We start from the raw sequence: 24281 nt of genomic DNA, 5'->3' as shown, positions 1-24281 counted from the left end.
TGAGCCCCGGCAGAGCAGTTGCAGGTGAAAAAAGCAGGGCGGAACGTGCACAGGACTTCTGTTGGCTGTAGGAAAAGTCCCGTTTCTAGTTGCGATGTTTCCTATTCGCTCCAGATGCCCACGATGTTGGGGTTGCGATTCGCCTGTGTTGCAACGTTTTATTCATCATTCCGAATTGTCTGGCTCAGTGCTCTTTCCCGGCGGAAAGGGGACCCGCCTGAAGCCCGTGAATAAGGCCTTGGAAATGCACTCATCTTTTTACGCCCCCTACACCAACGAAGTCTCCTGTGACTATCTCCGTCATTTGGACGATCTGTACTTGGCGCAACAGCAACTCGATGGTGTTGACGAAAAAGTCATCACATTTATTAATCGACAAAAAGCATTCGTCAAAGCTCATCCCCCAATCGCTATTTACCGAGTGGCCACCGAGGGCAGCCAGACCCGTAACGGCGCAACGATCCAGCAAGTGTCATCGTCGTTGACGTTCACCTTGGATAATGGCTGGAAAGTACGAGCCGCGCGGAAAGGTGACCAGGTTGTGTATGCCGATGGCAGCACCGCGCGGATCGTAACCGCCGCGGGGGCAGCCAACAGTCATATCGCCCTGGTCGGCAGCCGTTTGAGCAATGGCGACGAGATCATCAATACGCTTCAGAGACGTTTTCTGATCATCGTGCGTGAAGGCGTGCCGATGGCAGAAGACTTTTTGCCCGCTCTCAAACTGGCGGATGTTCATTACTTGCACTCGGATGAGGTGAAGGAGAACATCCAATGAGCGTCCAGCATAGATCCACTGTGGGAGCGAGCTTGCTCGCGATTGCGGTGGATCGGTGCCACAGCCGTTCCGGGCTTATTGCACCTTCGCCAAATCTCCCTTCAACGCAACGCCCGCCATGATCGCGCCGGCGTGGCATTCATAGGTGGTCGGGTCCTTGCGTTCGTTGCTCTTGTAGAAGCTGACAATGTTGGTGACGGCGTTGGCGCCGGCGTTCTTGGCGGCTTGGTGCAGGCTGATCAGGGCCGATTGCAGCACCCATTCGCAGGCGACTTCATCGGACTTGTTGAACGCGTTGGTTTTCTTGTTGGTCACGGCACCCGGGCTGACGACGGTGACGTTGCCGGCCGGTTTATTGCCGGCTAGGTAGAACTTCACGCTGCCGTCGATCTTGCCGGTGCGGATGGCTTCGGCCACGACTTTGTCGAACGGCAGGAACAGCGCGGTATCACGGGCCTGGCTGAGGCTTGGCAGGGTGCTGAGCAAGAGGGCGGTGGTCACAGCGATTTTCTTCAACGACATCGTGGTCTCCTTGACGAGGGGCAACAGGGTTTTGAATCCGATTCAGTGCCAGCGACGGAAAATCAGCGAGGTGTTGACCCCACCAAAGGCGAAGTTGTTGTTCATCACGTATTCGTTGCTCATCGACCTGAACTCGTTACGCAGGTAATCGAGCTTGCCGCATTGGGGATCAACCTCATCGAGGTTGAAGGTGTGCACGTAGAGGTCGCGGTTCATCATTTCGATGCTGAACCAAGACTCCAGCGCCCCGCAGGCACCCAGGGTGTGGCCCAGGAAACTCTTCTGTGAGCTGATGGGCATGTGTTCGCCAAACAGGCTGCTGGTGGCCAGGGTTTCGGCAATGTCGCCCTGTTCGGTGGCGGTGCCGTGGCCGTTGACGTAGCCAATGGCTGAGGGACTGAGGCCTGCGTCTTCCAGGGCCAGTTCCATGGCCCGGCGCATGGTGACCAGTTCTGGGCGCGTGGCATGCTGGCCGTCGGCGTTGCTGCCAAAGCCGACAATTTCGGCATGGATCCGCGCACCACGCGCCAGGGCATGTTCCAGTTCTTCGAGCACCAGCATGCCGGCGCCTTCGCCGATCACCAGGCCATCGCGGTCCTTGTCGTAGGGGCGCGGGCTGGTTTGTGGTGCTTCGTTTTTCAGGCTGGTGGCGTAGAGCGCATCGAACACCATCGCTTCGGTCGGGCACAGCTCTTCGGCGCCACCGGCGAGCATCAATGGCAGGCGCCCGAACTTGATGGCCTCGTAGGCATAGCCGATGCCATGGCTGCCGCTGGTGCAGGCGCTGGAGGTGGGGATCAGGCGCCCGGTCAGGCCGAAGAAGATGCTGATATTGGCCGCCGTGGTGTGGGGCATCATCCGCACGTAGGAGTTGGCGTTCAGCCCTTCGGCCACGCTGTTGAGGAGCATGTTGCCAAAGGCCTTGATCTCGTCGGTGCTGCCGGTGGACGAACCGCAAGACACGCCCATGCGCCCATCCTTGATCGACTCGTCGCCCAGCAGGCCGGCGTCGGCCAGGGCCTGTTCCGCCGACGCGACCGCCAGGCGCGAAACCCGGCCCATGCTGCGCAGTTGCTTGCGGGTCCAGTGGGCCGGGACCTGGAAGTCGTCGATGGGACCGGCCAGGCGGGTGTTCAGTTCGGTGAAACGGTCCCACTCATCCATGCGCCGGATGCCGCTGCGGTTGGCGGCGAAGTTGGCGGCGATGGTGTCCCAGTCGCTGCCGATGGAGGTGATGCCGGCCATGCCGGTAACGACGACGCGCTTCATCAGCACAAGCCTCCATTGACGGCCAGGACCTGCCGGGTGATGTAGCCGGCTTCGGCCGACATCAGGAAATTTACCGCACCCGCCACTTCTTCCGGGGTGCCCATGCGCTGGGCGGGGATCATTTTCATCAGTTCCTCCACCGGGACGTTTTCATCGAGCATGGCGGTATCGATCAGCCCGGGCGCGACGCAATTGACGGTGATCTTGCGCTTGCCCAACTCGATTGCCAACGCCTTGGCCGCGCCGATCAAACCGGCCTTCGAGGCGCTGTAGTTGACCTGGCCGCGATTGCCGATCAGCCCGGAAACCGAAGTGATGCAGACGATCCTTCCGGCGGCGCGACGACGGATCATCGGCATCATCACCGGGTGCAGCACGTTATAGAAACCGTCGAGGTTAGTGCGCATCACCACATCCCAGTCGTCTTCGCTCAGGGCCGGGAAAGCGCCATCGCGGGTCAGGCCGGCATTGAGCACCACGCCGTAATAGGCACCGTGGGTTTCGACGTCGGCTTCGAGAATGGCCTTGCACGCGGCACGGTCGGCCACGTCGAATTGCAGCACCCGGGCGTTGCGGCCCAGGGCCTGGATTTGCGCCTGGACCGTCTCGGCCTCGGCGCGGCCGCTACGGCAGTGCAGCACGATGTCGTGCCCGGCCTGGGCCAGGCGCAGGGCGATGGCGCGGCCGATGCCACGGCTGGAGCCGGTGACCAGTACGGATTCAGTCATGACGGGTTTCCTGTTGCGGACGGTTCATGAAGGTAATGGGCGGCCTGGGGCGGACGGAATACGTTGAGCCGGGCCGAGGCGTGGATGCCGGGGGCGTGGATGTGGCATTCGAACACGCCCATGCCGTTGTCGTCTTCCAGGGAGCGCACGCCGTGGATGGTCAGCTCGACGCCGACGGGAAAACACTCGACATTGCATTCGAACTTGCGGGTGCCGAGCAAAAAGCCCAACTCCACGGCATCGCCGCGTTGGCGTGCATGGCAACCGGCAAACGCCGCGACGCTTTGCGCCATCAGCTCGATGCCGACCCAGGCCGGCAGCGTGCCATCGTCGCGGCTGAACAAACCGCCGGGCTTGACGGTGGCGTGGGTCTGGATCTGTTCGTCATCGAACGACAGGATCCGGTCGATGAGGATCATGTCGCCGGCATGGGGCAGCAGTTCGGCGAGCGGCCAGTCAATCATGGGGCGTCTCCGATAATCAGGCTGACGTTGTTGCCGCCGAATGCAAATGAATTGCTCATCAGGCGGCGCGGGGTGGCCGGGCTCAGGTGGGTGCCGGCGGTGACCCAGTCCAGCGCCGGCAGGGCCGGATCGGCCTGGCCGTCCCAGACATGCGGCGGCAGGGCCAGGACGGTATTCTCCGAGCTCAGGGCCAACCAGCAGAACGCCGCTTCCAGCGCCCCGGCCGCGCCGAGGGTATGGCCGGTCATGGGCTTGGTGGACGAGCAGGGCACGCCCGCCGGAAACAGCCCGGCCACCGCCTGGCTTTCCATGGCGTCATTGTGCTGCGTGGCGGTGCCATGCAGGTTCAGGTAGTCGATCTGGCTGGCCTCGAGGCCGGCGCAACGCAGGGCTTTTTCCATGGCCTGGCGGGCGCCGCGACCACTGGGTTCAGGTGCGGAAATATGGTGGGCGTCGGAACTGGCGCCGTCGCCGAGCAAGGCAATCGGTGTCCCGTCGCCTGGCGTCTTGCTCATGAGAAACAGCACGGCTGCTTCGCCAATGTTGATGCCGCTGCGGTTCACCGAAAACGGATTGCAGCGTTCGTTCGACACCGCTTCCAGGGCCGAAAAACCGTTGAGGGTCAGTTTGCACAGGCTGTCCACGCCACCGCACAGCACGGCATCGCACAGGCCCAGGTCCAGCAGGCGCCGGGCGCTCATCAAGGCGCGGGCGCTGGAGGTGCAGGCCGTGGAAATCACGTAGGACGGGCCGCTCAGGCCGAGCCAGTCGGAAAGAAAGTTGGCCGGCGCGCTGAGTTCCTGTTGCTGGTAGTCGTAGCCGTCGGGGAAGTGTTGCTCGCGCAGGTAATGGGCAATGCCCTGGCTGGCCTCATCGATCCCGGAAGTGCTGGTGCCCAACACGATGCCGATGCGGGCGCGACCGTAGGCCTGGATGGCCTGGTCGATCTCGGCGCGAATCTGCAGCCCGGCTTCCAACAGCAGTTGATTGTTGCGGCTGCGGTGCGCCAACAGGGTTGGGGGGATGGGGGCGAGTTCACCCGGCACCGCGGCAACCGGCAACGCACGTTCGGCGACCCAGCCGTCCTTGATGCGCACGCCCGAGCAGTCGCCGGCAAACAGGTTGCGCGCGACGCTGTGCTTGTCGCGGCCCAGGGCACAGATCACCCCGAGGGCATTCAAATAGGCGGTCATGGGGCGTTCTCGGTCAACGGTGTGATGCGGTAGCGGGGGCCCTGGGGCAGGCTCATTTCAAAATCCAGCGGCTGCGTGTAGCGCACCTGCCAGCGACTATCGAGGGTCCGTTGCGACGCCTGTTGCCGGGCGGCCGGGTAGTTGTCGGGCAGTTCGGCTTCGGGGGTCAGGGCGAACAACAGCGCGGCGAACAACTCCCGGGCCTCGGCATTGGGCGGCAGCAGACCGTCGGCCTGCCACTGACCTGCGACCAGGCGCTGACGGGCCACGGGAATGCCCAGCGGGTCCATCATCGACCAACGGATGCCGGTGTCTTCGCGCTGGATCACCAGCAACCAGTCCTGGCGTTGGCCGACCAGGGTCCGCTCGATGTGCAGTTGCATCGGCAAGGCCAGGGTTGGCGTGCGCTCGGGCAGCGGCGCATGGCTGGCGCAGGCACTGAGCAGCAACAGGCAGCCGATAAGCAGGGCGCGAATCATCCAATGGCCCCTTCGACGGGCTTGCGCGCCACCACATTGACCAGGGTTTCCTCTCGCTCGCCGAACGGTTTGGCCCGGCGCAGGCCAAAACGCTCCAGCAAGCCGAAGTCCTTGGCGCGGCTCCACCACAGGTACGGATAGGACACATTGCGGGCTTCGAACTGGAAACCCTGCCCACGGATCATCTCCAGGTACTGCGTGGCACTTTTCTGCACGTGCATGGGATGGCGGAACAGCCAGCGGATCACCCAGGTATCGATGTAGGCCTCGGTGGATTCGGCGAACATCAGGTAACCACCAGGCTTGAGTACGCGGTAGAACTCGGCGAGGGCTTTTTCCTGCTCCACCAGGTGATGGAAGGTCTGGTGGCAGAACAGCAGGTCGACGCTGGCATCCGGCACTGCCAATGTCGCGCAGTCGCTGCCGATCAGCTCCACGGTCATGCCCTGGCGCACGGCCTCCTCCCGGCTCAGGTCCAGGCTGTGGGGGTCGGCATCCACGCCGATCAGGCGGTGCGGCGCGAACACCTGGCGCAGGTACTGGAATGATTTGCCCTGGCCGCAGCCGGCGTCCAGCAGCACCGGGCTGCTCGGCAGCGGGGTGCTGAACAGGCTGCGCAGGTCGTTGATCGCTACGCGCAACACATGGTGCTGCCAGGTGTGGCTGCGCAGGAACCAGAAACCGAAGCGGGTTTCTTCGACGTAGTTGTCGCTCAAGTAGCTCATGGTTGCTGACTCATGGCGCCGGGCTCGCGCAGATTTCCGAGAGCATGCGCAGGCGCCGCTTGGGTTCGCTGACGAACGGGTTGCGCTGATCCCAAGCGTAGCCGGCCAGGATCGAGCTGATCATGCGGCGGATGTCGTCCGAGCCTTCGGTGTAGAAAATCACGTCCTGGAAGGTGCCGGCGTACCAGCCCTCGACATAGCAGCGGAAGGTGTCGACGCCGCGCTTGAGCGGCTCGGCGAACTCGCTTTGCCAATCCACGCTTTCACCTTGCAACTGACGGTGGAGCACGTCGGCGGCCATGCTCGCCGAACGCATGGCAATGGTCACGCCGGAGGAGAACACCGGGTCGAGGAATTCCGCAGCGTTGCCCAGCAGGGCGAAGCCTGGGCCGTGCAGGGTCTTGACGTTGGCCGAGTAGCCGCCGATGGTCCGCGCCGGGGTGTCCCACACGGCATTCTTCAACACGCCGGCCAGGCTTGGGGTTTCGTCGATGAAACCGCGCAGGCAGGCATCGAGATCGTCGGTGCGGCCGGCGAAATGTTCCGCCGCCGCGACCACGCCCACCGAGCAGCGCCCGCCGCTGAACGGAATGGTCCAGAACCACACGTCGCGCTTGCTCGGGTGGGTGGTGATCAGAATCTTTTCTCGATCGAACGCCGGGGCGTCGATGCGATCCTCGATGTGCGTGAACACTGCTTGGCGCACCGGGAAATTCGACGGGGCTTCGAGGTCCAGCAGGCGCGGCAGGACTCGGCCATAGCCGCTGGCATCGAGCACGAAGTCGGCCTCGACACAGTACTCGCTGCCATCTTCGCGCTGCACGCCCAGTTGTGGTTTGGCGAGGCTGAAGTCGGCGCTGGTGATCGCTTGGCCGTAGCGGATCTCCACGCCTTGCAGGGCGGCCTGGTCGGCCAGCAACTTGTCGAAGTCGGCGCGTTGCACCTGGAAGGTCGTGGGCTTGCCGTTGCTGAAGGTATCGCCGAAATCGAAGGCGCTGTAGCGCTCGCCCCAGGCAAACGCGGCGCCGTTCTTGCGCTGGAACCCGGCGGCATTCACCGCGTCGAGCATGCCGGCTTCTTCGACGAAATCCAGGCAATGGGACAACAGGCTCTCACCGATGGAGAACCGGGGGAAATGCTGGCGCTCGATGACCAGCACCTCATGGCCCTTGCGCTTGAGCAGCGCGGCGGCGATGGCGCCGGAAGGGCCTGCGCCAATGATGACGACCTGTCGACGTTCCATTTCAACTGTTGGCACTGGAGCTCCTGGCCGGGACGGCAATCGAGGGAATACGGTGCAAACCGGTCACGGCCGGCAGCAATGTGGCGATCAGCCCCATCAGCATCAGCGTGAAATACAACGCGGGGCTGATGAGCTGTTGTTGCAAGAGCAGATTGAGGAACACGATTTCACTCAAGCCGCGAATGTTCAGCAGGATACTTTCGCGCCAGCGACTGGCGCCGGCGAATGACGCGGCGGCCCACCCCAGGCCCAGCCAGTTGCCCAATAGTTTGCTGGCAATGGGCAACAGCAGCAACGCCGTCAATTGCACCCAGTCGAGGCTGCTCATGGCGCTGTGGACGTCGATCTGCACAATGCCGAACGTGAGAATCAGCGGGATCGCCAGGTATGTCTGCAAACCCTGCATCCAGGCGATATTGAACGGCAGCCTCAAGGGCACTTTGAGCGCGGCCATGCACAGCAGATAGCCGATGCCGACGATCAGTGCATTGAGCCGGTAGTGTTCGGCCACCACCAGCAGGGCAAAAAACACGCCGCTGTACAGCAACGGCTGGCGCAGGCCAACCAGGCGCAACAGCAGCGGCACGCAGGCGCCGGCCATCGGCAACAGCAGGCTGCCCAGGTGGAGACTGCCCTGGGCCAGGCCGAACAGGCTCCAGCAGGCCAGGTCGATCAGGATCGCCGTTTGCACCAGTCGCCGAGTGGCGGCGGGTGGGTAATCGATGTGACGCAGATACAGATACAGCACAGGGATCGCTGTGATCGCAAACAGCAGTCCCACCGCCAGGGAGTTGATCCAGGGCTGGGGCGGCAGCAACCAGAACGCTGTCGCCAGACCGCAGGCGAACGGAACGACGAAGCTTGGCAGGGCGATTTTCATGCTCTGGCGGTCCAGGCGCAGGTCGATCACGTCGCTGAGGATATGCCCCAGCAACAGCGCGAACGCGAGGCTGTAGAGATTCTTCAGCCACACCGGCGACACCAGTTGCGCGCCGCTGAGCTGCCAGCCCGGCTCGATCCAGAAATACATCAGCAGCGGCAGGCCGAAGGTCGCCAGCAACAACTGGCTGACAATCGGGATCAACCCGAAGCGAGCGCCCAGGCGTGTGGCCACTGCGAACAGCCCCAGGGCCATGAGCCAGAACAGCAGGGTCATCATTGGGCGGGCTCCGCGACCGTCGCCGCGTGGGCTTGTTGTCCGGCCCAGGGCGCCAACATGAAGCTGAAGGCCAGCCCCAGGCTCACCGCCAGGCCGAAGTTACTCACCGCCGGTGTGCTGGACAGCGCCAGCAGGCCGAACGACAGCCAGGTGGTGACCGCCGCCAGGAACGTGCCCAGCAGGCTCACGGCGGCACCGCCGATCTGTTCGCGCATCAGGATCGCGTAGTCGACGCCGATGGCCGTCACCAGCAACAGGCCGAACAGGCTGAACAAGGTCAGTGGCTGCCCCAGCCAGCCGAGGCTCGCCAGGCTGCACAGCGCAGCCAGCAGCGGAAGTGCCACGATGCGCAAGGCGCCGCCGACGCCAAACGGCCAGATCAGCACCAGCACAATCAGCACGCAAGAGGCCAGTTTCAACTCGGCGGCGCTGACCTGCGTGGCGGCGAAGACCCGGTTCAGGTCGCCCAGGCGATCCACCAGTTGTACGCCTGGCAGATCCACCGCCTGTATCCGCAGCAGCGCCGCATCGTTCAAACCTTGCAAGCTGACCACCGCCGCGACGCCTTGCGCTGTTGGTCCGAGCCAGAGTGTGCGATACGGCTCGGCCAGCGGACCTGCCAGTGCGGCGTCAATGTCGGTCACCGGCAGGGCCTGTAATTGCGCCAGTTCCGCTTGCAGCGCAGCGACCGGGACGCCCAGGTCCAGTAGCGGTTGCCAGACGGCTGGCAAGCGCCCCAGGGCCTCACGCACTTTCTGTTGTTCGGCGGGTGGGCTGACCAGTTGGTTCAGCGACAGGTAGCCCTGGAGCTTTTCCAGGCCGATCAACTGATCCAGCCGCTCGTTGAGGGCGGTCTGGCGCTCCAGCAGTTGGGATTGATCGTCGGCGCGGATCAGGAAGAACTGGCTGGTGGGCTGGAAACCGGTGATGCGCGCGATATCGCGGGCTTCGTCGGTCAGGTGCTGGGGCGTGCCGATCCACTGGCGGATGTCGTTTTTCGGGGTCAGGTGCCAGAGCCCACCCGCGCAGAACATCAGCAACAACATCAGCAGGGCCGGCGTGCGTACCCGTTTCAGCAGGGCTTCGCGGGCCTTGAGCAGGTATTGGCAGACTTGGAGCGGCCATTGGGCAGGACGCAACTCTGCGCCCTTGAGCAGCGCCGGTAGCAGGCAGACGGCGCTCAGGTAAGCGCCGACCAGGCCAGCGGCGGAAAATATCGCGATCTGGGTCAGGGCCGGAAAGGGCGTCCAGGCCAGGGCCAGGTAGCCAATGCAGGTAGTCACAAGGCTTAGGCTCAGCCCCGGCAGGGTCAGACGCAAGGCCGGCCAGCTGCGCCAGGGCTTCAGGCTCCAGCTCTTGGACAGGTAGTGCAGCGGGTAGTCCACGGCCACGCCAATCAGGCTGGAACCCAGGACCAGGGTCATGACATGCATGCGGCCAAACAAGGCCACGCAGGCCACCGCGCCGAACAGCACGCCCACCAGCACCGGCACGAACGCCAGCCACACTCGCAGGCGCCGGAAGGCCAGCAACAGCAACAGCAAGATACCGACGGTCGCGCCACCGCCGACCCAGGTGATTTCCCGCGACGCCTGTTGCTGGCCGCTGGCGGCGTACAGCAGGCCGCTCGCCGCCAGCAGTTGACCTTGGGCCTGGCTCGCCTGGTCGCGGCTGCGTTGCAGCAGCTCGGCCACTTGCAGCGGCAGGTTCATGTCGAAGGCGTTGCCCTGGGCGCGGGCCCGCAGCATCACCCAGCTTTTACCGTCGGCATCGGCGACCAACGCACCGCTGCCGATGTCGAATTTGATCGCGCCGCGTTGTGGCTGGCTGTTCTGGATGCGCCCGGTCAGGCCCAGCCAGTCGTCCTGGTTCGGCACCAGGCTGAAGCCGCTGAACGGGTCGAACAGGGCCTGCACCCGTTGTTGGATGAACGCCTGGGGCTGCTCGATCAATTGCTGCCGGTCCGCCGCCGAGAGCATCGCCAGCCGCCCGTTGAGCAATTGCGTGCGCAGAGCCGGCAAGTCGGCCTGCAACGTCCACTGCACCTTGTCGAACAGACCGCTGGCCTGCCATTGCTCGCCGAGGGTTTGCGCCAGGGCGATGGCCTGCTGGCGATCGGTGTGGCCGACCAGTACCAGCATCTCGCGATTGAGCGGCTCCTGCATGCGTTGTTCGGCGATCAGTTCCAGGGCATCGGGCGACGTGCCCGGCACCAGCTCCATGAGATTGGCCGACAACGGCGCGCCGTTGCGCCATTGCCAACCGGCGAGCGCCAGCACCGCCAGCAGCAGGATCAGGAACAGCCGGGGCAGCATCCGTTCACTCGGCAAAATCATGTTGCTCCGCTTCGCTCAAGGGTTGTGCGCTGTTGCTGTCCTGCATGCGCAGCACGGTACTGTCGCCTTGGGTTTCCAGCAGTTCGATGCGCTGCACCAGTTCGCCGCCGTCGATGTTGATCTGGTTGAAAACCTGCTTGAGCAGCACCGAGCGCGGGGTCAGGGTGAGCTTCCATTGTTGCGGCTCGCCCGACAGGCTCAGTTCGAAATCCCGTTGCAGGCCTGTGCTGTCTCCCTGCAATACCGCCAGGAACAAGCGGTTCTGCTCGGCGCCGGCGCTCTTGTTCGGCAGCATCTGCCAGGCGTTGCCATCCCGCCGGGCGATGCCCTGGGCGGTGATGCGGTAGTCCTGTTGCAGCGGGGTTTGCAGCAGCCACAGCAGTCCGTGGTTTTTCGCCAGCACGAAGCGTCCCTTGCTGGTGAGGGGCTGGGGCAGGGCGCGCAGATGTTTTTCCTGGATAAACTGCCCGTGGATCACTTCCGGGCGGGCCAGTTGGTCGCTCAACTGTTGCAAGTCGAACGCCTGGGCCAGGGGTGCCAGGCAGCACAGCAACAGCCAGACTGACAGGCGCTTCATGGCAGTTTCCTTTCCACGGCTTCGACAAAGACCCGGGGCGATGCCAGCAGCATTTCGCGACTGGCGACGTCCACGGCCACTTGCACCGAACTGGCACGGGTCAAGCGCTCGCCCGTGGTTGCGTCGCTGATCAGGTAATTGATCTTCAGCCGGTTTTCCCACTCCACCAGACTGGCACGCACGGTCAGGGCCTGGCCGAACACGGCGCTGCGTACGTAGCGCAGTTGCAGGTCGATGATCGGCCATGCGTGGCCGGATTCGAGCATGTCGTTGTAGTTGTGGCCGATCAGATCGAGCAAGGCGCAGCGGGCCACTTCCAGATATTTGACGTAGTGGCCGTGCCAGACCACGTTCATCGAATCGACATCGAAGAACGGCACCACGATGTGTGTGTCGACGTGCAAAACACCTTGGCTACGCATGCAGCCTCCAGTGTTGCTCGGCGATGCGTTGCAAGCACAGGCGCAGTTCGCCTTCCAGGGCGCGGTCTTCGATGACCGGGGCGAAATCCTCGGCCAGTTGCTCGTGCATGGCGGCCAGGGCCGGCGGCAGTGGGCGGGCGTCTTCGGCGCGGCTGCGCAGCCATACGCCCTGGTTGGCGGCCAGCAAGGTCGCGGCGGCGACTTGTTCGGTCAGCTCCAGCACGCGGATGGCGTCCCGGGCGGCGATGGTGCCCATGCTCACCTTGTCCTGGTTGTGGCACTCGGTGGAGCGCGAGAACACACTGGCCGGCATGGTGTTTTTCAGGGCTTCGGCGGTCCAGGCGCTGGTGCCGATCTGCACGGCCTTGAAGCCATGGTTGAGCATCGCTCGGTCGGCGCTGGCGCCCGACAGGTTGCTCGGCAGGCCATGGTTGTAACGCTCGTCCACCAGCAGTGCGAGCTGGCGATCCAGCAAGTCGGCGACGTTGGCCACCAGGTTCTTCAGGCTATCCATGGCGAAGGCGATATGCCCGCCGTAGAAATGCCCGCCGTGCAGTACGCGCTCGGCTTCGGCGTCGATGATCGGGTTGTCGTTGGCACTGTTGAGTTCGGTTTCGATGAACGCGCGCAGCCAGCCCAGGCTGTCGGCCAATACCCCAAGCACGTGGGGCGCGCAGCGCAGGGAGTAGCGATCCTGGAGGCGGTGCAACGGCGCGGTCGGCGCGTCGATGGCCAGGTCCTTGCGCAGCCACGCGGCGACTTGCATCTGTCCTGGGTGCGGCTTGGCGGCGAACAGGCGCTCGTCGAAATGTTCCGGGTTGCCCTGCAGGGCGACGACGTTCAGCGCAGTGATGCGGGTTGCCAGTTGCAACAGGTAATCGGCCCGGGCGAAGGCCAGGCAGGCCAGGCCGGTCATCACGGCGGTGCCGTTCATCAGCGCCAGGGCTTCCTTGGGCCGCAGCACCAGCGGGGTCCAGCCCAATTCGCGGTGCACATCGGCGGCCAATCGCCGTTCGCCACGGAACATCACTTCCCGTTCGCCGGACAGCGTGGCGGCGACGTAGGACAGCGGCGTCAGGTCGCCGCTGGCGCCCACCGAGCCTTCTTCCGGAATCAACGGCAGGATGTCGTGTTCAAGAAAGGCCTGCAGGCGTTCCAGCAGTTCCACCCGCACCCCGGACACGCCGTGGCACAGCGACTGCAGACGCGCCGCCAGCACCGCACGGGTGGCCTGGGCGTCGAGCAGCTTGCCCAGGCCGCAGCCGTGGAACGTATACAGGTGACGCGGCAAGGCCTCGACGTGGTGCAACGGCACGGCCACCACGCAGGAGTCGCCGTAACCGGTGGTCACGCCGTAGATAACGCCTTCCTTGTCCAGCAAGGAATCGAGGAATTGCGCACCCTTGGCGATGCGCTGGCGGAACGCCGGGTCATCCTGCAACTGCGTCGCTGCCTGACGGTTGGCCAGGGCCAGCACATCTTCGATGCGCAAAGGGCGTTCGCCGAAGGTTACCGGCTCAAGAGTGGGCATCGTCATCGGTCTTCCAGAAAGGGTAAAAGTTGAACCACTGTTGGGGGGCCTGGAGGCAGTATTGCGCCAGGCGCTCGGCGTAGCGGCCAGCCCAGTGGGCGATCACTTGCTCGCGCTCGTTGCGTTTCCACACCACGGCATCGGCGAAGGGTTCGAGGGTGACGCGATAGCGCCCCTCGTGCTTGAGGCACATCAGCAGGTTGACCGGGCATTTCAACAGGCCGGCCAGCAACCAGGGGCCCTGGGGAAAAGCGGCCGGCTGACCCATGAAGTCCACAGTCACGCTGCGCCCGCCGTGCAGCGGTACGCGGTCGCCGGCAATTGCCAGCCACTCGCCGCGCTCCAGGCGTTCGCTCAACTGCAACATGATCACCGGGTCCAGCTCGCTGACCTGGATCAGCCGCAGGTGCGTGGCACCGGCTTCGCCCAGCAAGCGGTTGAACTGCTCGGCGTGCTTGGTGTGCACCAGCACGTTCATGGTGACTTTCTCGCCCAGCTCGGCCAGGGCCCGGCACATTTCCAGGTTGCCCAGGTGAGCGCCCACCAGCATTTGCCCGCGGGTGTCTCGCAAGTGATTGCGCAGCAGTGCCTTATCGACGATTTCGATCTGGTCGATGCTCAGCTTGCCGTTCCAGACGTCGAGCTTGTCCAGCAGGGAGTCGGCAAACGCCATGAACTGGCCGAACACCCGCCAGTGGCTCGGGTGCAGCTCGGGACGAGCGCTCCAGTCGGCCAGGCGCTGCTGATATTGCCAGGCCGCCTGGCGCGCGCTGCGGCCGAAAATGAAGAAGTACAGGACGATGCCGTACAGCACCGGAGTCAGCAAGCGCCGGCCTAGTACTTTGGCAGCGACTGCGGTGAGTTTCATCAGCCAGAAACTGCCGCGCTCCTGGCGGTCGGCCCAATGTTGCTTGTCTTGCTGAAGGCTCATGCTCGCCACCGTCGCCAGAGAATCAGGGGAAAGCGCACGAGCATGCCGAAGAACAACCGGGTGTGCATGCTGGAAATCAGCACGTTGTCGTGGAACAGGCGAAAGTGCGAGACCCCGTCCTGGGGGTAATGGACCCGCGTGTGCAGCCAGCGCATCGGCTGATTGCGCCAGGCCAGGCGCACGAGAATGTCCGAATCGAAATCCATGCGCTTGCCGATATTGGCCGAGTCGATCAGCGCCAGGGTCGGTGTCAGGGGATAGACCCGAAAGCCGCACATGGAATCGCGGATTTGCAAGGACAGGCTGTTGATCCAGACCATCACGTGGGTCAGGTAGCGCGCGTACAGGCGACCTTTCGGCACACTGGCGTCGTAGCGCGGATAACCACAGATCACCGCGTCCGGGTGGGCACGGGATTGTTCGATGAAGGCTTTCACGTCGCCAAGGTCGTGCTGCCCGTCGGCGTCCACCTGCAAGGCGTGGCTGAAACCCAGGCGCGAAGCCTCGCGCAGGCCAGTCATCACCGCGCCGCCCTTGCCCTCGTTGACGGCTAGCCTGACCAGATGAACCCGCTCGCCCTCTGCCAGCCGGTCGAGCACGGCGGCACACGCCGGGCTGCTGGCGTCATCCACCAGCACGCAGGGCAGTCCGTTGGCGAGCAACGCCTGGACCACCGCCGAGATGGCGGTTTCGTGGTTGTAGACCGGGATGACGGCGCAGGGGTTATGCATGCGGCATGTCTCGGTGGCTAAGGTGCACTTTGTGGCGAGGGAGCTTGCTCCCGCTCGAGTGCGAAGCACTCGCTCTTGTAGCACCAGGGGCTGCTTCGCAGCCCAGCGGGAGTAAGCTCCCTCGCCACAGTGATCTGTGCAGATGCCTAGGCATTGTTTTCCCCCAATACAATCCGCCCGCTGGAGCAGGCCGCCGTGTCATTGCGGTAGGCGAAGTACAGCTTGCCGCGCTCGCGGTCGAAGCGCAGGTGCAATTGGATGTCATCGCCGGGGCGCACCAGTTGCTGGAATTTCAGCACTTCCATGCCGACGAACCGAGGCGGCAGGTCCAGCAGTTGGCGCCCCAGGCTCAAGGCCCAATCGACCTGCACCACGCCCGGCAGTACCGGCGCGGTGGGGAAGTGGCCGCTGAAGTACGCCAGATCGGGCGGCACGACCAGTTGCAGGCTCCACTCACCGTCGGTTTCGACTTGCGCCAACACGTCGGGGGTCTTGGGGCGTGGCGCCATCAGCAGCGCCTCGACCTCGGCCTGGGGCAGCTTGCCCTGGGCGTTGAGCGGCAACTGCCGCAGCCAGCGCCAGCGCCGTGGCAGGGCGAGGGTTTCGCAATGTTCGCTCAGGTGCCGGCGCAGGCCCTCGGTCACGGCGCGCCGACCCTGGTTGCGCAAGGCGCCCAGGCCGGCATCGCTCAACACCAGCAGCGCGCCAAGGGAGGCGCGATTCTCCTGTACCACGCCCAGTCGCGCTTCGCTGACCCAGTCGTGGGTCACCAACGCGTGTTCCAGCATGGGCAGGGAGATGCGTTTCTCTTCGAGCTTGACGATACGGTCCAGTCGCCCGAGTAGCTCGAAACGGCCGTCTTCGGCGATCCGCGCCGCGTCGGCGGTGTGTTCCACATGCCCGGCCGGCAGATAGGGCGACGCGATCAGCAAGGCGCCGTCGCTGTCCTGGCTCAACTCGACGCCGGCAAAGGGCTGCCACAATCCGCCACCCTGGCGCCAGGCAATGCCGCCTGTTTCCGAGCTGCCGAAAATTTCCGTGGGCCATTGCCCCAGGCGCTGCTGCAAGCTTTGCGCTGCCTCGGGGGGCAAGGCGCCGCCAGAGGAGAACACCCGGCGCACGCAGCTCAGGGCTGGCAAATCGAGGTTATCGCCCATGCGCTTGAGCAGCGCCGGGCTGGCGACCCAGGCGAAGGCCGGTTGCTCACGGCTGGCACGTTGCAGGTCTTCCGGGAAGGCCAATTGCCGACGCACGAACGCACGCCCGGCGCACAGCGGCCACAGCACCCGGAACAGCAACCCGTAGATGTGCTGGGTAGCAACGCTGCCGATCACGCAGGCCGGGCCCAGGTCGGCGCCCCACAGGTGTTCCAGGGCCTGGACCTCGTTGCTTAACTGGCGCAGGGTCTTCTCGATGCGCTTGGGCTCGCCGCTGGAGCCGGAGGTGCACAGGCTCAGCCAGCAGTGATCGAGGTCCAGTTCGGCGGCGTCCATCGGCGCTTGTTGCAGGTCGCCGGGATGTGTATCGCCGGGCTGGTCGGTCAGCCACAGGTCCACGTCCGCCGCCCAGCGCTGACGTGTCTGCGCTTGCAGGTCGGCGGGAAGCAGGACCCGGACCCCGGCGCGCCAGGCACCAAGCAGGGCGACGGCCAGGTCGGCGGCATCTTCCAGGTGCACCGCCACATGCCGCGCCCCCCGAGCTTGCAGGCCGGCCGCCAGGCGCAACGCCGCGTCCCGCAGTTGCGAGTGATTCAGCGCCGGATCGACCGCAACGGTGCGTTCCGGCTGATTCTTGAGCAGCATCTGCTCAAGTGTTATCCAATTCATGGGCGGCCTCTTACCCGTTGTCGTATGAGCCATTCAATGGCAAACAGCAGCCCCATCAATCCGTAGGAAATCAGGCCGGTGTACAACATCCACCAGCTCAGCGGCGCCCAGAGGGTGAGGGCGGCGGCGAGCAAACCGTTACATAGGAAAAACACACTCCAGGCCACTGTGACCTGGCGTGTATACACCACCGCCTTGGCCGGCAACTGCGGTTCGCGCAGGCGGGCCAGGCGTTCGATCATTGGCGGGCCGTATTTCAGGCTCAGCACGAACAGCCCGAGCATGAACGCGCTGATCAGCACCGGGTACCAGCGCAGCAGGAGCGGGCTGTCGAACAGCGCGAGCAATATGCAAAACACGATCGCCGTGGCCGCCATCCAGCGGCTGCCGGCCCCGCCTGTGCCAAGCAACGCCCGGGCCAGCCACAGGCTGCCCAGCAGCAGTCCGAACTGCCACGGGGCAAAGTGCTCCATGCCGAAATACACCGCAAAGGGGTAGAGCAGGCCCGCCAGCAGCAGGCCAAGGCCAATCAGCCGGGTCATGCGGCCGGTTGGACCAGTCGATAAACCGCCTCGACCACGTCATTGACGGTGCGCACCGACTTGAATTCTTCGGCGGCGATTTTCTTGCCGGTCTGACGCTTGATATGGTCGATCAGGTCGACCGCATCGATGCTGTCGATTTCCAGGTCCTGGTACAGGTTCGATTCCAACGTCACACGCTCAGGGTCCAGCTCGAAAAGCTCGACCAGAGCATCGCGCAGGGTGTGGAAAATATCGTCACGAGTTTGCATGGTCTGGTCTCAGGCTACGCTTTTTGCAGTGACGAAGGCCGCAAGGCTTGCCACATTGCTGAAATGGTTACGGGTGTCCTTGGCGTCGGCGTCTATCTTGATGCCGTACTCCTTCTGGATCGCCAGGCCTAACTCCAGGGCATCCACCGAGTCCAGGCCCAGGCCTTCGCCGAACAGCGTCTGGTGGTCGCCGATGTCGTCGATGTCGATGTCTTCCAGGCCGAGGGCGTCGATGATCAGCTTTTTGATGTCACGGTGCAGATCGCTCATCTTCGGCGAGCTCCTTGATGTAATAGTGATGCAAAAAATCGTTGAGCCTGCGCGAAGCCTGGGGGGGCGGGCCGAGCGCGGCGAACGCCTGTGGGTCTATATCGGCCCCGACGTGAAAACTGAAGTGCACGCGGCGCAGGGGGATGCGATACCAGGGTTCAGCCTTGGTCAGGGTCGTGGGGCAGACCTTGATCGTGACGGGCGTGAGGATTTTCGCACCCCGCAGGGCGATGGCCGCCGCCCCCCGATGAAAGGCCGGCACCTGGCCTGGCTGGGTGCGCGTCCCTTCGGGGAAGACGATCAACGTCTGGCCCTCTTGCAAGGCGTCGCTGGCGGCATCGAGCATGTCCATGCTGCCGTCGTTGCTGATGTATTGGGTCGAATGCAGTGGGCCCCGGGTAAAGGGGTTGTCCCAGAGGCTTTGCTTGACCACGCAGTTGGCGTCGCGCACCAGCCCGATCAGGAACACCACGTCGATCAGCGACGGGTGATTGGCAATGATCATCTGCCCAGGGCGCCCGAGTCGTTCGGCGCCATCGATCTGATAGGTGAGCACGCCGGTACGGGCCATGAACCGGATAAAGAACCAGAACAACCGCCCGACCGTGCGGCGCGCCCTTTGCCGGTGGGCCTGGGCATCGCCGGGCCACCAGGCCAGCAGCGGGAACACCAGCAAACGCAGGCACAGCCCGCCCAGCCCGAACAGGGCGAAGCTTGCGGCGGTCGCGATCAGGCGCCAGTAATAGGCGTCGCGATGTTTACCGGTCACCGGTTGCGTTGCCAGGTCCATACACGATTCTTCCAGGCATGTTGGCAGGTGGTTTCGTTGTTCAGCAGGGTACGCAACAGATCCAGGGCATGGGGCCAGTCGCTGCCAGGCGATTGGCCGGCCTGCGGGCAGAGATCCAGTTGCCAGTCATCGCCCGGGGTCAGCAGCAGGCCCATGGCATAGGGAAACGGAACGTCATCGACCCAGGGTGCATAGACTTGCGGAGGTTGCTCTTCGGTGATCACCAGCAGCACCGCAGGCGATCCTTCGTTCAACAGCGCGACGGCCTCCAGCACGCCGTGTTCCAAGCCGTCGCCGGTAGCGGCCAGGGCGGTCATTTCGCTGGTTTCGCCGCGCATGATCGACCACAGGCCAATCACCGCGTTGTGCACCGACAGGCTGAATTGGGTCGGCGACAAGGGCTGGTCGGCTGCCAGGTCCTTGAGAATCTCAAAAGTGCGCGGGGTTTCGCCGTGGCGGGAAATAAAGACCAACGGTAGGTCCGGCCGGCCCTCGGCCAACGGCCAGCCAACACTGAAGGCCATCCGCGCCAGGCGGCTGAGGCGCCGGCGCTGCATGGCCGGCAGGAACGAAACGTCAGGGGCGGCATCGCTGGCCGGCAATACGACCGGCTGTCGGCTCCATGCCTGCCAATCGTCCACGCTTTCGAGCCCAGGGGCCCACGCGCGCCATTGGGCGATATTGAAATTGATCACAAACTTCACCCCACCCCTGCGGGCTTTTATTGTCACGGTTCAGTGGTTTGACCCGCGTCCAACCCTGCATGGCCTTGCGACCCAAGTGGCGCGCATTATCCCGGTGCGATTGGCTTGTAGCAAATGCTGGTTACATTTTGTCCAGCGAAATGTACGAGTTGGTCCGCTCAAGGCCAGGCTTGGACCATTGTCGCGATCATCATGAGCCTGTCTGTCGGTTATTTCTGTCACGGTCTGGGCGAATTGACGTCTGAATTGTGGGAAAAGCCACTGTTGCTGTAGTCCTTCTACGCGGAAGGTAGCTAAGCGGTGTCGCTGCCTACTACACTCGGGAATCTTTGATACACGGAGGTTTTGACATGCGGCGTGTGGTGTTCAATCAGAAAGGTGGCGTGGGCAAGTCCAGCATCGCCTGCAATCTGGCGGCAGTCAGCGCCAGCGAGGGCTATCGCACGCTGTTGGTGGACCTGGATGCCCAGGCCAACTCCACTCAATACCTGACTGGCTTGACCGGCGATGACATTCCCATGGGTATTGCCGATTTCTTCAAGCAAACCCTGTCGTCCGGGCCGTTCTCGAAAAAGAACAAGGTGGATATCTACGAAACGCCGTTCGACAACCTGCACGTCATCACCGCCACGGCGGAACTGACGGATCTGCAGCCCAAGCTTGAGGCCAAGCACAAGATCAACAAGCTGCGCAAACTGCTTGAAGAGCTGGAGGAAGATTACGACCGGATTTACCTCGATACCCCGCCAGCACTGAATTTCTATGCGGTTTCAGCATTGATCGCCGCCGATCGGGTGTTGATCCCCTTCGACTGCGACAGCTTCTCCCGACAGGCGTTGTATGGACTGCTGGCGGAAATCGAAGAGCTCAAGGACGACCATAACGAAGGCCTGGAAGTCGAAGGCATCGTGGTCAACCAGTTCCAGGCTCGGGCCAGCCTGCCACAGCAGATGCTCGACGAACTGATCGCCGAAGGGCTGCCGGTATTGCCGGTGTACCTGAGCAGCTCGGTGCGCATGCGCGAATCCCACCAGGCCAGCCTGCCGCTGATCCACCTCGATCCACGGCACAAACTGACCCAGCAGTTCATGGAGCTGCATAGCCTGCTGGAAAGCGCCTGAATCTGACCTGTGCAAAACCCATGTGGAGCGAGCTTGCTCGCTCCACATGGGTTTTTGATTCAAATCCCCTGGCTGCGCAACCAAGCCATCAACTGCGGCAACGGCAGCGCCCCACTCTGGCGCGCCACTTCCCGGCCATCCTTGAACAGAATCAGGCTGGGAATCGAGCGGATCCCCAACTGTGCCGATAACTGCTGATTGGCCTCGCTGTCGAGCTTGGCCAAGCGGCATTTGCCCGCCAGCTGTGCGGCGGCTTGTTCGAACACGGGAGCGAAGGACTTGCACGGCCCACACCAATCGGCCCATACATCCACCAGCAATGGCAGGTCGCCTTTGATCTGGCTGGTGTAGTCGCCTTGCTTGAGTTCGAACGGTTTGTTCAATAGCACCTGGGCCTTGCAGCGCCCGCATTTGGGTTGGTCGCCCAGGCGTTCGGCGGGTATGCGATTGAGCCCGTTGCAATGGGGGCAGGGGATCAGCATCAGGTCAGTCTCCCGGAAAAATTCATTGGCACAGATTGAACACTATATAGAAACCAGCACAAAAACCCGTGGGAGCGAGCTTGCTCGCGATGGCGGTGTATCAGTCAGATACTGGATCGACTGTCAGACCGCTATCGCGAGCAAGCTCGCTCCCACAAGGGTATATCGGTGAGGCTGTTATTTAGCGCTGGTCAACGTGTTGTAGCTGGTCATCAGGTTGCGGTAGTCCGGGATGTGGTTGGAGAACAAGGTCGCCAGGCCTTCCACGTCGTTGCGCCAGTCGCGGTGCAGTTCACAAGCCAGGCCGAACCAGGTCATCAGTTGCGCACCCGAGGACGACATGCGGTCCCAGGCCGATTGACGGGTCAGCTCGTTGAACGTGCCGGACGCATCGGTGACCACGAACACTTCGAAACCTTCGGCCAGGGCCGAGAGTGCCGGGAAGGCTACGCAGACTTCGGTGACCACACCGGCGATGATCAGTTGCTTCTTGCCGGTGGCCTTGATCGCCTTGACGAAATCTTCGTTGTCCCAGGCGTTGATCTGGCCAGGACGGGCGATGTACGGCGCGTCCGGGAACAGGGTCTTGAGCTCGGGCATCAACGGGCCGTTGGGGCCGGTTTCGAAGCTGGTGGTGAGGATGGTCGGCAGTTGGAAGTACTTCGCCAGGTCCGCCAGGGCCAGCACGTTGTTCTTGAAGCGGTCCGGGTCGATGTCACGTACCAGGGACAGCAGGCCGGCTTGGTGATCGACCAGCAGAACGGCGGCGTTATCTTTGTCGAGGCGGTTGTAGGAAGTGGTCATGGCGTAGTCCTCATCAAGTTTTGGTTGCCGAAGGTGTCGGCGTGGTTAAGGTTTTCAATGTCGGTGCAGCGATTGATCGGTGACTCATCCGGTCGAAGCGCCCCGGCTTCAATCCGTGTTGCGTTTCGATGGGTGTAGATTAAAACTGGCACCTTTGATGCGCTAGACTGCGAAAATTAGCCTTAGCGTTCTATTTGGAGAACGATCATCGAAGACCTCAACACGCTTTACTACTTCACCCAGGTCGTGGAGCACCGTGGGTTCGCCGCGGCTGGCCGGGCGCTGGACATGCCAAAGTCCAAACTCAGTCGGCGTATCGCCCAGTTGGAAGATCGGCTCGGGGTGCGCTTGCTCCATCGCACCAGCCGCCACTGCACGCTGACGGAGATCGGCCAGGCCTATTACCAGCGTTGCCTGGCGATGCGGGTCGAAGCCGAGAGCGCGGCGGAAGTGATCGAACGCAACCGCTCCGAACCCCAGGGGCTGGTGCGCATCAGTTGCCCGACGGCGCTGCTCAACAGTTGGGTCGGGCCGATGCTGACCCGCTACATGCTCAAGTACCCACGGGTGGAGTTGTTCATCGAGAGCACCAACCGCCGGGTGGATCTGATCCATGAAGGGTTCGATATCGCCTTGCGGGTGCGCTTTCCGCCGCTGGAAAACACCGACATGGTCATGAAAGTGCTGAGCAACAGCACCCAATGCCTGGTGGGCAGCCCGGCTTACCTTGAGCGCTTGTCTTCACCCGCTTCGCCGGCGGACCTCAACGGCCTGCCGAGCGTGCATTGGGGCGGGGCGCAGCGGGAATATCAGTGGGAATTGTTCGGCCCGGACGGCAGTCGCGCATTGATCTGTCATGAACCGCGCATGGTCACCGACGACCTGCTGGCCCTGCGTCACGCCGTGTTGGCCGGCATCGGCATCGCGCACCTGCCCACCGTGGTGGTGCGTGAAGACATCGCGGCTGGCCGGCTGGTGGAACTGGTGCCGGGCTGGACGCCTAAATGCGGCATCGTTCATGCGATCTTCGCCTCACGGCGCGGATTGCTGCCGTCGGTACGTACGCTGATCGATTTCCTGGCCGAGGAATTCAGTCATAGCGATATGGCATAGGGCCGGGCCCGTTGGTTTTTTGTCTGCGGTGAAGGGCGGCTAGCCAGGCTGCCATTCATCAGGTGCGTTGCACTCAATGCACGCCAGGCCCTCAAAAAACCACAACGTACCTGTTCGCAACCCGGAGGTCCCATGAGCAATCCTCAAGACCCAGACACCCCACAGGCCGTGGACAACCCCAATGACGACGGCTTTGTCCTCGGCACCGCCGGCCGCGACGAAGACCCCAACGCCGCCCCGTCCTACGCCACCGACCGCCGCCACGACCGGGACGAGCTGACCCCCGAAGACGCCCGCGGCATGCCCGGCTATCCCGAGGAAAAACCAGCGGCCAAACCCAAGGAGAAGGGGGGTGAAGAGGCGGAGCCGGGGATCGAGACGCCTGAGCAGGGGAACGATAAGGTTGGGTGAGCAGGACTCATATCTGCTCACATTTCTTACCGAGACCTAAATCTTTTGGCGACTAGGCTGGAAACCAGCAAGAGCTAACCATTTGTCTAACTGGCGCTATCGCAATTTGCGATGCGCCAGATTTGTGTTTAACTTCCCCATAGCAAAATGCGATAAGGACGTTGCATGCATGTGATCACTGAGAAACGCATTTGGGAGGCCAAGGAGAAATGGCCACATTCAGCGAATGCGTTGGATCAATGGTATCGGCTGATCAAGCGCAATAGCCCGGCTGATTTCGCGGCGATGAAATCCATATTTCCGGCAACCGATAAGGTCGGTCCGCTGCATGTGTTTGACATCGGTGGAAACAAGTTGCGGCTGATTGCGGTGATTCGATACCGAGCACAGCGTCTGTATATCAAATGCGTGCTTGACCATCGGGAATACGACAGAGGCAAGTGGAAGGAGGAAAAGGGATGAGTGCACTGATTGAACAAGTCGCTGCCCATTGGGAATTTGTGTCGCCCCTGCTGCGAAAACCCAGGAGCGAAGAGGATTATGACCGCTTGGCAAGTGCTCTTGATGAGCTGTTGGTGTTGGTGGGCGAAGACGAAACCCATCCTCTCATGAGCCTGGTGGATATTATCGGCGAATGGATCGAGGCATGGGATCAGCAGCACCGGCCAATGCCCAAGGCGAGCGGTGTCGAGGCGCTGCGTTACCTGATGCGTGAACATGGCATGAGCCAGAGCGACTTGCCGGGCGTTGGTACCCAGTCGGTGGTATCGGAGGTATTGAGCGGTAAGCGTCAGCTCAATTTGAGGCAGATCCGCTGGCTGGCCGAGCGCTTCGGTGTATCGGTGGAAACCTTCATTTGATGGTTCGGTGTAGCGCTGC

General features: G+C 63.0%; 29 protein-coding genes. 6 read left to right on the top strand and 23 right to left on the bottom strand.

Going from position 1 to position 24281, the window contains the following annotated elements:
* Positions 1–145 precede the first annotated feature (145 nt).
* Positions 146–778 carry a hypothetical protein gene (locus V7773_RS11790; RefSeq protein WP_442963478.1) on the top strand — a complete coding sequence of 211 codons (633 nt, stop codon included), beginning with the start codon at positions 146–148 and terminating at the stop codon, positions 776–778.
* 75 nt (positions 779–853) lie between these two features.
* On the opposite strand, the gene V7773_RS11785 is transcribed toward V7773_RS11790, so the two are convergent.
* The 21 genes from V7773_RS11785 to V7773_RS11685 form a co-directional block, all read right to left on the bottom strand.
* Entirely contained in the window at positions 854–1300 is a 447-nt protein-coding gene (locus V7773_RS11785; RefSeq protein ID WP_063323280.1) for a hypothetical protein, read from the bottom strand.
* 42 nt (positions 1301–1342) lie between these two features.
* Complete coding sequence (locus V7773_RS11780) at positions 1343–2569, bottom strand: beta-ketoacyl-ACP synthase (RefSeq protein ID WP_072339967.1); 1227 nt, start codon at positions 2567–2569, stop codon at positions 1343–1345.
* Complete coding sequence (gene fabG / locus V7773_RS11775) at positions 2569–3297, bottom strand: 3-oxoacyl-ACP reductase FabG (protein WP_003197011.1); 729 nt, start codon at positions 3295–3297, stop codon at positions 2569–2571. The genes V7773_RS11780 and fabG overlap by 1 nt, the downstream gene beginning before the upstream one ends.
* Positions 3294–3761 carry a hotdog family protein gene (locus V7773_RS11770; protein WP_336073530.1) on the bottom strand — a complete coding sequence of 156 codons (468 nt, stop codon included), beginning with the start codon at positions 3759–3761 and terminating at the stop codon, positions 3294–3296. The genes fabG and V7773_RS11770 overlap by 4 nt, the downstream gene beginning before the upstream one ends.
* Positions 3758–4954 (bottom strand): beta-ketoacyl-[acyl-carrier-protein] synthase family protein, encoded by a 1197-nt coding sequence (locus V7773_RS11765; protein WP_092146748.1) that lies wholly within the window; start codon positions 4952–4954, stop codon positions 3758–3760. The genes V7773_RS11770 and V7773_RS11765 overlap by 4 nt, the downstream gene beginning before the upstream one ends.
* Positions 4951–5433 (bottom strand): DUF3261 domain-containing protein, encoded by a 483-nt coding sequence (locus tag V7773_RS11760; protein ID WP_063323276.1) that lies wholly within the window; start codon positions 5431–5433, stop codon positions 4951–4953. The genes V7773_RS11765 and V7773_RS11760 overlap by 4 nt, the downstream gene beginning before the upstream one ends.
* Positions 5430–6158: a class I SAM-dependent methyltransferase gene (locus V7773_RS11755; protein ID WP_336073529.1), complete on the bottom strand. Its 729-nt coding sequence runs from the start codon at positions 6156–6158 to the stop codon at positions 5430–5432. Before V7773_RS11755 ends, V7773_RS11760 begins: the two co-directional genes overlap by 4 nt.
* A gap of 10 nt (positions 6159–6168) precedes the next feature.
* Positions 6169–7416 (bottom strand): NAD(P)/FAD-dependent oxidoreductase, encoded by a 1248-nt coding sequence (locus V7773_RS11750; RefSeq protein ID WP_063323274.1) that lies wholly within the window; start codon positions 7414–7416, stop codon positions 6169–6171.
* Positions 7403–8560 (bottom strand): sodium:proton antiporter, encoded by a 1158-nt coding sequence (locus V7773_RS11745; RefSeq protein WP_336073528.1) that lies wholly within the window; start codon positions 8558–8560, stop codon positions 7403–7405. Before V7773_RS11745 ends, V7773_RS11750 begins: the two co-directional genes overlap by 14 nt.
* Positions 8557–10896 carry an MMPL family transporter gene (locus V7773_RS11740; protein ID WP_063323272.1) on the bottom strand — a complete coding sequence of 780 codons (2340 nt, stop codon included), beginning with the start codon at positions 10894–10896 and terminating at the stop codon, positions 8557–8559. The genes V7773_RS11745 and V7773_RS11740 overlap by 4 nt, the downstream gene beginning before the upstream one ends.
* Positions 10880–11473: an outer membrane lipoprotein carrier protein LolA gene (locus V7773_RS11735; RefSeq protein ID WP_063323271.1), complete on the bottom strand. Its 594-nt coding sequence runs from the start codon at positions 11471–11473 to the stop codon at positions 10880–10882. The genes V7773_RS11740 and V7773_RS11735 overlap by 17 nt, the downstream gene beginning before the upstream one ends.
* Positions 11470–11895, bottom strand: a complete 426-nt coding sequence (locus V7773_RS11730; protein ID WP_336073527.1) for an acyl-CoA thioesterase — start codon at positions 11893–11895, stop codon at positions 11470–11472. Before V7773_RS11730 ends, V7773_RS11735 begins: the two co-directional genes overlap by 4 nt.
* Positions 11888–13432 (bottom strand): HAL/PAL/TAL family ammonia-lyase, encoded by a 1545-nt coding sequence (locus tag V7773_RS11725; protein WP_336073526.1) that lies wholly within the window; start codon positions 13430–13432, stop codon positions 11888–11890. Before V7773_RS11725 ends, V7773_RS11730 begins: the two co-directional genes overlap by 8 nt.
* The gene (locus V7773_RS11720; protein WP_336073525.1) at positions 13413–14357 is read right to left on the bottom strand and encodes an LpxL/LpxP family acyltransferase; all 945 of its coding nucleotides are present in this window, start codon (positions 14355–14357) and stop codon (positions 13413–13415) included. The genes V7773_RS11725 and V7773_RS11720 overlap by 20 nt, the downstream gene beginning before the upstream one ends.
* Positions 14354–15088 (bottom strand): glycosyltransferase family 2 protein, encoded by a 735-nt coding sequence (locus tag V7773_RS11715; protein WP_063323267.1) that lies wholly within the window; start codon positions 15086–15088, stop codon positions 14354–14356. Before V7773_RS11715 ends, V7773_RS11720 begins: the two co-directional genes overlap by 4 nt.
* Before the next feature lie 146 nt (positions 15089–15234).
* Positions 15235–16914, bottom strand: coding sequence for an AMP-binding protein (locus V7773_RS11710; RefSeq protein ID WP_336073523.1), 1680 nt, complete (start codon positions 16912–16914; stop codon positions 15235–15237).
* Positions 16911–17456 (bottom strand): hypothetical protein, encoded by a 546-nt coding sequence (locus V7773_RS11705; protein ID WP_063323265.1) that lies wholly within the window; start codon positions 17454–17456, stop codon positions 16911–16913. Before V7773_RS11705 ends, V7773_RS11710 begins: the two co-directional genes overlap by 4 nt.
* On the bottom strand, positions 17453–17707 hold the full coding sequence (locus V7773_RS11700; protein ID WP_003197040.1) for an acyl carrier protein: 255 nt from the start codon (positions 17705–17707) through the stop codon (positions 17453–17455). Before V7773_RS11700 ends, V7773_RS11705 begins: the two co-directional genes overlap by 4 nt.
* Before the next feature lie 9 nt (positions 17708–17716).
* A complete protein-coding gene (locus V7773_RS11695) occupies positions 17717–17977 on the bottom strand; it encodes a phosphopantetheine-binding protein (protein ID WP_063323264.1) in 261 nt (86 codons plus the stop codon).
* Positions 17958–18767, bottom strand: a complete 810-nt coding sequence (locus V7773_RS11690) for a lysophospholipid acyltransferase family protein (RefSeq protein WP_072339995.1) — start codon at positions 18765–18767, stop codon at positions 17958–17960. The genes V7773_RS11695 and V7773_RS11690 overlap by 20 nt, the downstream gene beginning before the upstream one ends.
* Positions 18743–19462 (bottom strand): beta-ketoacyl synthase chain length factor, encoded by a 720-nt coding sequence (locus V7773_RS11685; protein ID WP_072340387.1) that lies wholly within the window; start codon positions 19460–19462, stop codon positions 18743–18745. Before V7773_RS11685 ends, V7773_RS11690 begins: the two co-directional genes overlap by 25 nt.
* Before the next feature lie 359 nt (positions 19463–19821).
* Between V7773_RS11685 and V7773_RS11680 the strand changes: the two genes are divergently transcribed.
* Positions 19822–20592 carry a ParA family protein gene (locus tag V7773_RS11680; RefSeq protein WP_336073520.1) on the top strand — a complete coding sequence of 257 codons (771 nt, stop codon included), beginning with the start codon at positions 19822–19824 and terminating at the stop codon, positions 20590–20592.
* A 59-nt stretch (positions 20593–20651) separates the two neighbouring features.
* On the opposite strand, the gene trxC is transcribed toward V7773_RS11680, so the two are convergent.
* On the bottom strand, positions 20652–21074 hold the full coding sequence (gene trxC / locus V7773_RS11675) for a thioredoxin TrxC (RefSeq protein ID WP_092146730.1): 423 nt from the start codon (positions 21072–21074) through the stop codon (positions 20652–20654).
* A 177-nt stretch (positions 21075–21251) separates the two neighbouring features.
* Complete coding sequence (gene ycaC / locus V7773_RS11670) at positions 21252–21878, bottom strand: isochorismate family cysteine hydrolase YcaC (protein WP_123345256.1); 627 nt, start codon at positions 21876–21878, stop codon at positions 21252–21254.
* A 207-nt stretch (positions 21879–22085) separates the two neighbouring features.
* Here ycaC and V7773_RS11665 point away from each other — a divergent pair, with 207 nt between their 5' ends.
* The 4 genes from V7773_RS11665 (at position 22086) to V7773_RS11650 (ending at position 24262) form a co-directional block, all read left to right on the top strand.
* Positions 22086–22991 (top strand): LysR substrate-binding domain-containing protein, encoded by a 906-nt coding sequence (locus tag V7773_RS11665; protein ID WP_336073603.1) that lies wholly within the window; start codon positions 22086–22088, stop codon positions 22989–22991.
* Between the two features lie 132 nt (positions 22992–23123).
* Positions 23124–23402, top strand: a complete 279-nt coding sequence (locus tag V7773_RS11660) for a hypothetical protein (protein ID WP_336073515.1) — start codon at positions 23124–23126, stop codon at positions 23400–23402.
* 165 nt (positions 23403–23567) lie between these two features.
* Positions 23568–23864 carry a type II toxin-antitoxin system HigB family toxin gene (locus V7773_RS11655; RefSeq protein WP_053117759.1) on the top strand — a complete coding sequence of 99 codons (297 nt, stop codon included), beginning with the start codon at positions 23568–23570 and terminating at the stop codon, positions 23862–23864.
* Positions 23861–24262, top strand: coding sequence for a helix-turn-helix domain-containing protein (locus tag V7773_RS11650; RefSeq protein WP_336073512.1), 402 nt, complete (start codon positions 23861–23863; stop codon positions 24260–24262). The genes V7773_RS11655 and V7773_RS11650 overlap by 4 nt, the downstream gene beginning before the upstream one ends.
* The last annotated feature ends 19 nt before the right edge of the window (positions 24263–24281 follow it).

Source organism: Pseudomonas sp. 3JA, assembly GCF_036961705.1.
In the GTDB taxonomy this organism is placed as follows: domain Bacteria; phylum Pseudomonadota; class Gammaproteobacteria; order Pseudomonadales; family Pseudomonadaceae; genus Aquipseudomonas; species Aquipseudomonas fluorescens_Q.
The sequence above is the reverse complement of the archived record's forward strand: the minus strand, read 5'-3'. Positions and strand labels throughout refer to the sequence as shown.

Excerpts from the sequence above, each read along its gene's own strand:
- ycaC (WP_123345256.1), bottom strand. The coding sequence starts at position 21,878 with ATGACCACTTCCTACAACCGCCTCGACAAAGATAACGCCGCCGTTCTG.
- V7773_RS11690 (WP_072339995.1), bottom strand. The coding sequence starts at position 18,767 with ATGGACCTGGCAACGCAACCGGTGACCGGTAAACATCGCGACGCCTAT.
- V7773_RS11720 (WP_336073525.1), bottom strand. The coding sequence starts at position 14,357 with ATGAGCCTTCAGCAAGACAAGCAACATTGGGCCGACCGCCAGGAGCGC.
- V7773_RS11715 (WP_063323267.1), bottom strand. The coding sequence starts at position 15,088 with ATGCATAACCCCTGCGCCGTCATCCCGGTCTACAACCACGAAACCGCC.
- V7773_RS11655 (WP_053117759.1), top strand. The coding sequence starts at position 23,568 with ATGCATGTGATCACTGAGAAACGCATTTGGGAGGCCAAGGAGAAATGG.
- V7773_RS11740 (WP_063323272.1), bottom strand. The coding sequence starts at position 10,896 with ATGATTTTGCCGAGTGAACGGATGCTGCCCCGGCTGTTCCTGATCCTG.
- V7773_RS11765 (WP_092146748.1), bottom strand. The coding sequence starts at position 4,954 with ATGACCGCCTATTTGAATGCCCTCGGGGTGATCTGTGCCCTGGGCCGC.
- V7773_RS11695 (WP_063323264.1), bottom strand. The coding sequence starts at position 17,977 with ATGAGCGATCTGCACCGTGACATCAAAAAGCTGATCATCGACGCCCTC.
- V7773_RS11725 (WP_336073526.1), bottom strand. The coding sequence starts at position 13,432 with ATGACGATGCCCACTCTTGAGCCGGTAACCTTCGGCGAACGCCCTTTG.
- V7773_RS11780 (WP_072339967.1), bottom strand. The coding sequence starts at position 2,569 with ATGAAGCGCGTCGTCGTTACCGGCATGGCCGGCATCACCTCCATCGGC.
- V7773_RS11705 (WP_063323265.1), bottom strand. The coding sequence starts at position 17,456 with ATGACCCGGCTGATTGGCCTTGGCCTGCTGCTGGCGGGCCTGCTCTAC.
- V7773_RS11730 (WP_336073527.1), bottom strand. The coding sequence starts at position 11,895 with ATGCGTAGCCAAGGTGTTTTGCACGTCGACACACACATCGTGGTGCCG.
- V7773_RS11735 (WP_063323271.1), bottom strand. The coding sequence starts at position 11,473 with ATGAAGCGCCTGTCAGTCTGGCTGTTGCTGTGCTGCCTGGCACCCCTG.
- V7773_RS11745 (WP_336073528.1), bottom strand. The coding sequence starts at position 8,560 with ATGATGACCCTGCTGTTCTGGCTCATGGCCCTGGGGCTGTTCGCAGTG.
- V7773_RS11770 (WP_336073530.1), bottom strand. The coding sequence starts at position 3,761 with ATGATTGACTGGCCGCTCGCCGAACTGCTGCCCCATGCCGGCGACATG.
- V7773_RS11650 (WP_336073512.1), top strand. The coding sequence starts at position 23,861 with ATGAGTGCACTGATTGAACAAGTCGCTGCCCATTGGGAATTTGTGTCG.
- fabG (WP_003197011.1), bottom strand. The coding sequence starts at position 3,297 with ATGACTGAATCCGTACTGGTCACCGGCTCCAGCCGTGGCATCGGCCGC.
- V7773_RS11755 (WP_336073529.1), bottom strand. The coding sequence starts at position 6,158 with ATGAGCTACTTGAGCGACAACTACGTCGAAGAAACCCGCTTCGGTTTC.
- V7773_RS11660 (WP_336073515.1), top strand. The coding sequence starts at position 23,124 with ATGAGCAATCCTCAAGACCCAGACACCCCACAGGCCGTGGACAACCCC.
- V7773_RS11760 (WP_063323276.1), bottom strand. The coding sequence starts at position 5,433 with ATGATTCGCGCCCTGCTTATCGGCTGCCTGTTGCTGCTCAGTGCCTGC.
- V7773_RS11680 (WP_336073520.1), top strand. The coding sequence starts at position 19,822 with ATGCGGCGTGTGGTGTTCAATCAGAAAGGTGGCGTGGGCAAGTCCAGC.
- V7773_RS11710 (WP_336073523.1), bottom strand. The coding sequence starts at position 16,914 with ATGAATTGGATAACACTTGAGCAGATGCTGCTCAAGAATCAGCCGGAA.
- trxC (WP_092146730.1), bottom strand. The coding sequence starts at position 21,074 with ATGCTGATCCCCTGCCCCCATTGCAACGGGCTCAATCGCATACCCGCC.
- V7773_RS11700 (WP_003197040.1), bottom strand. The coding sequence starts at position 17,707 with ATGCAAACTCGTGACGATATTTTCCACACCCTGCGCGATGCTCTGGTC.
- V7773_RS11785 (WP_063323280.1), bottom strand. The coding sequence starts at position 1,300 with ATGTCGTTGAAGAAAATCGCTGTGACCACCGCCCTCTTGCTCAGCACC.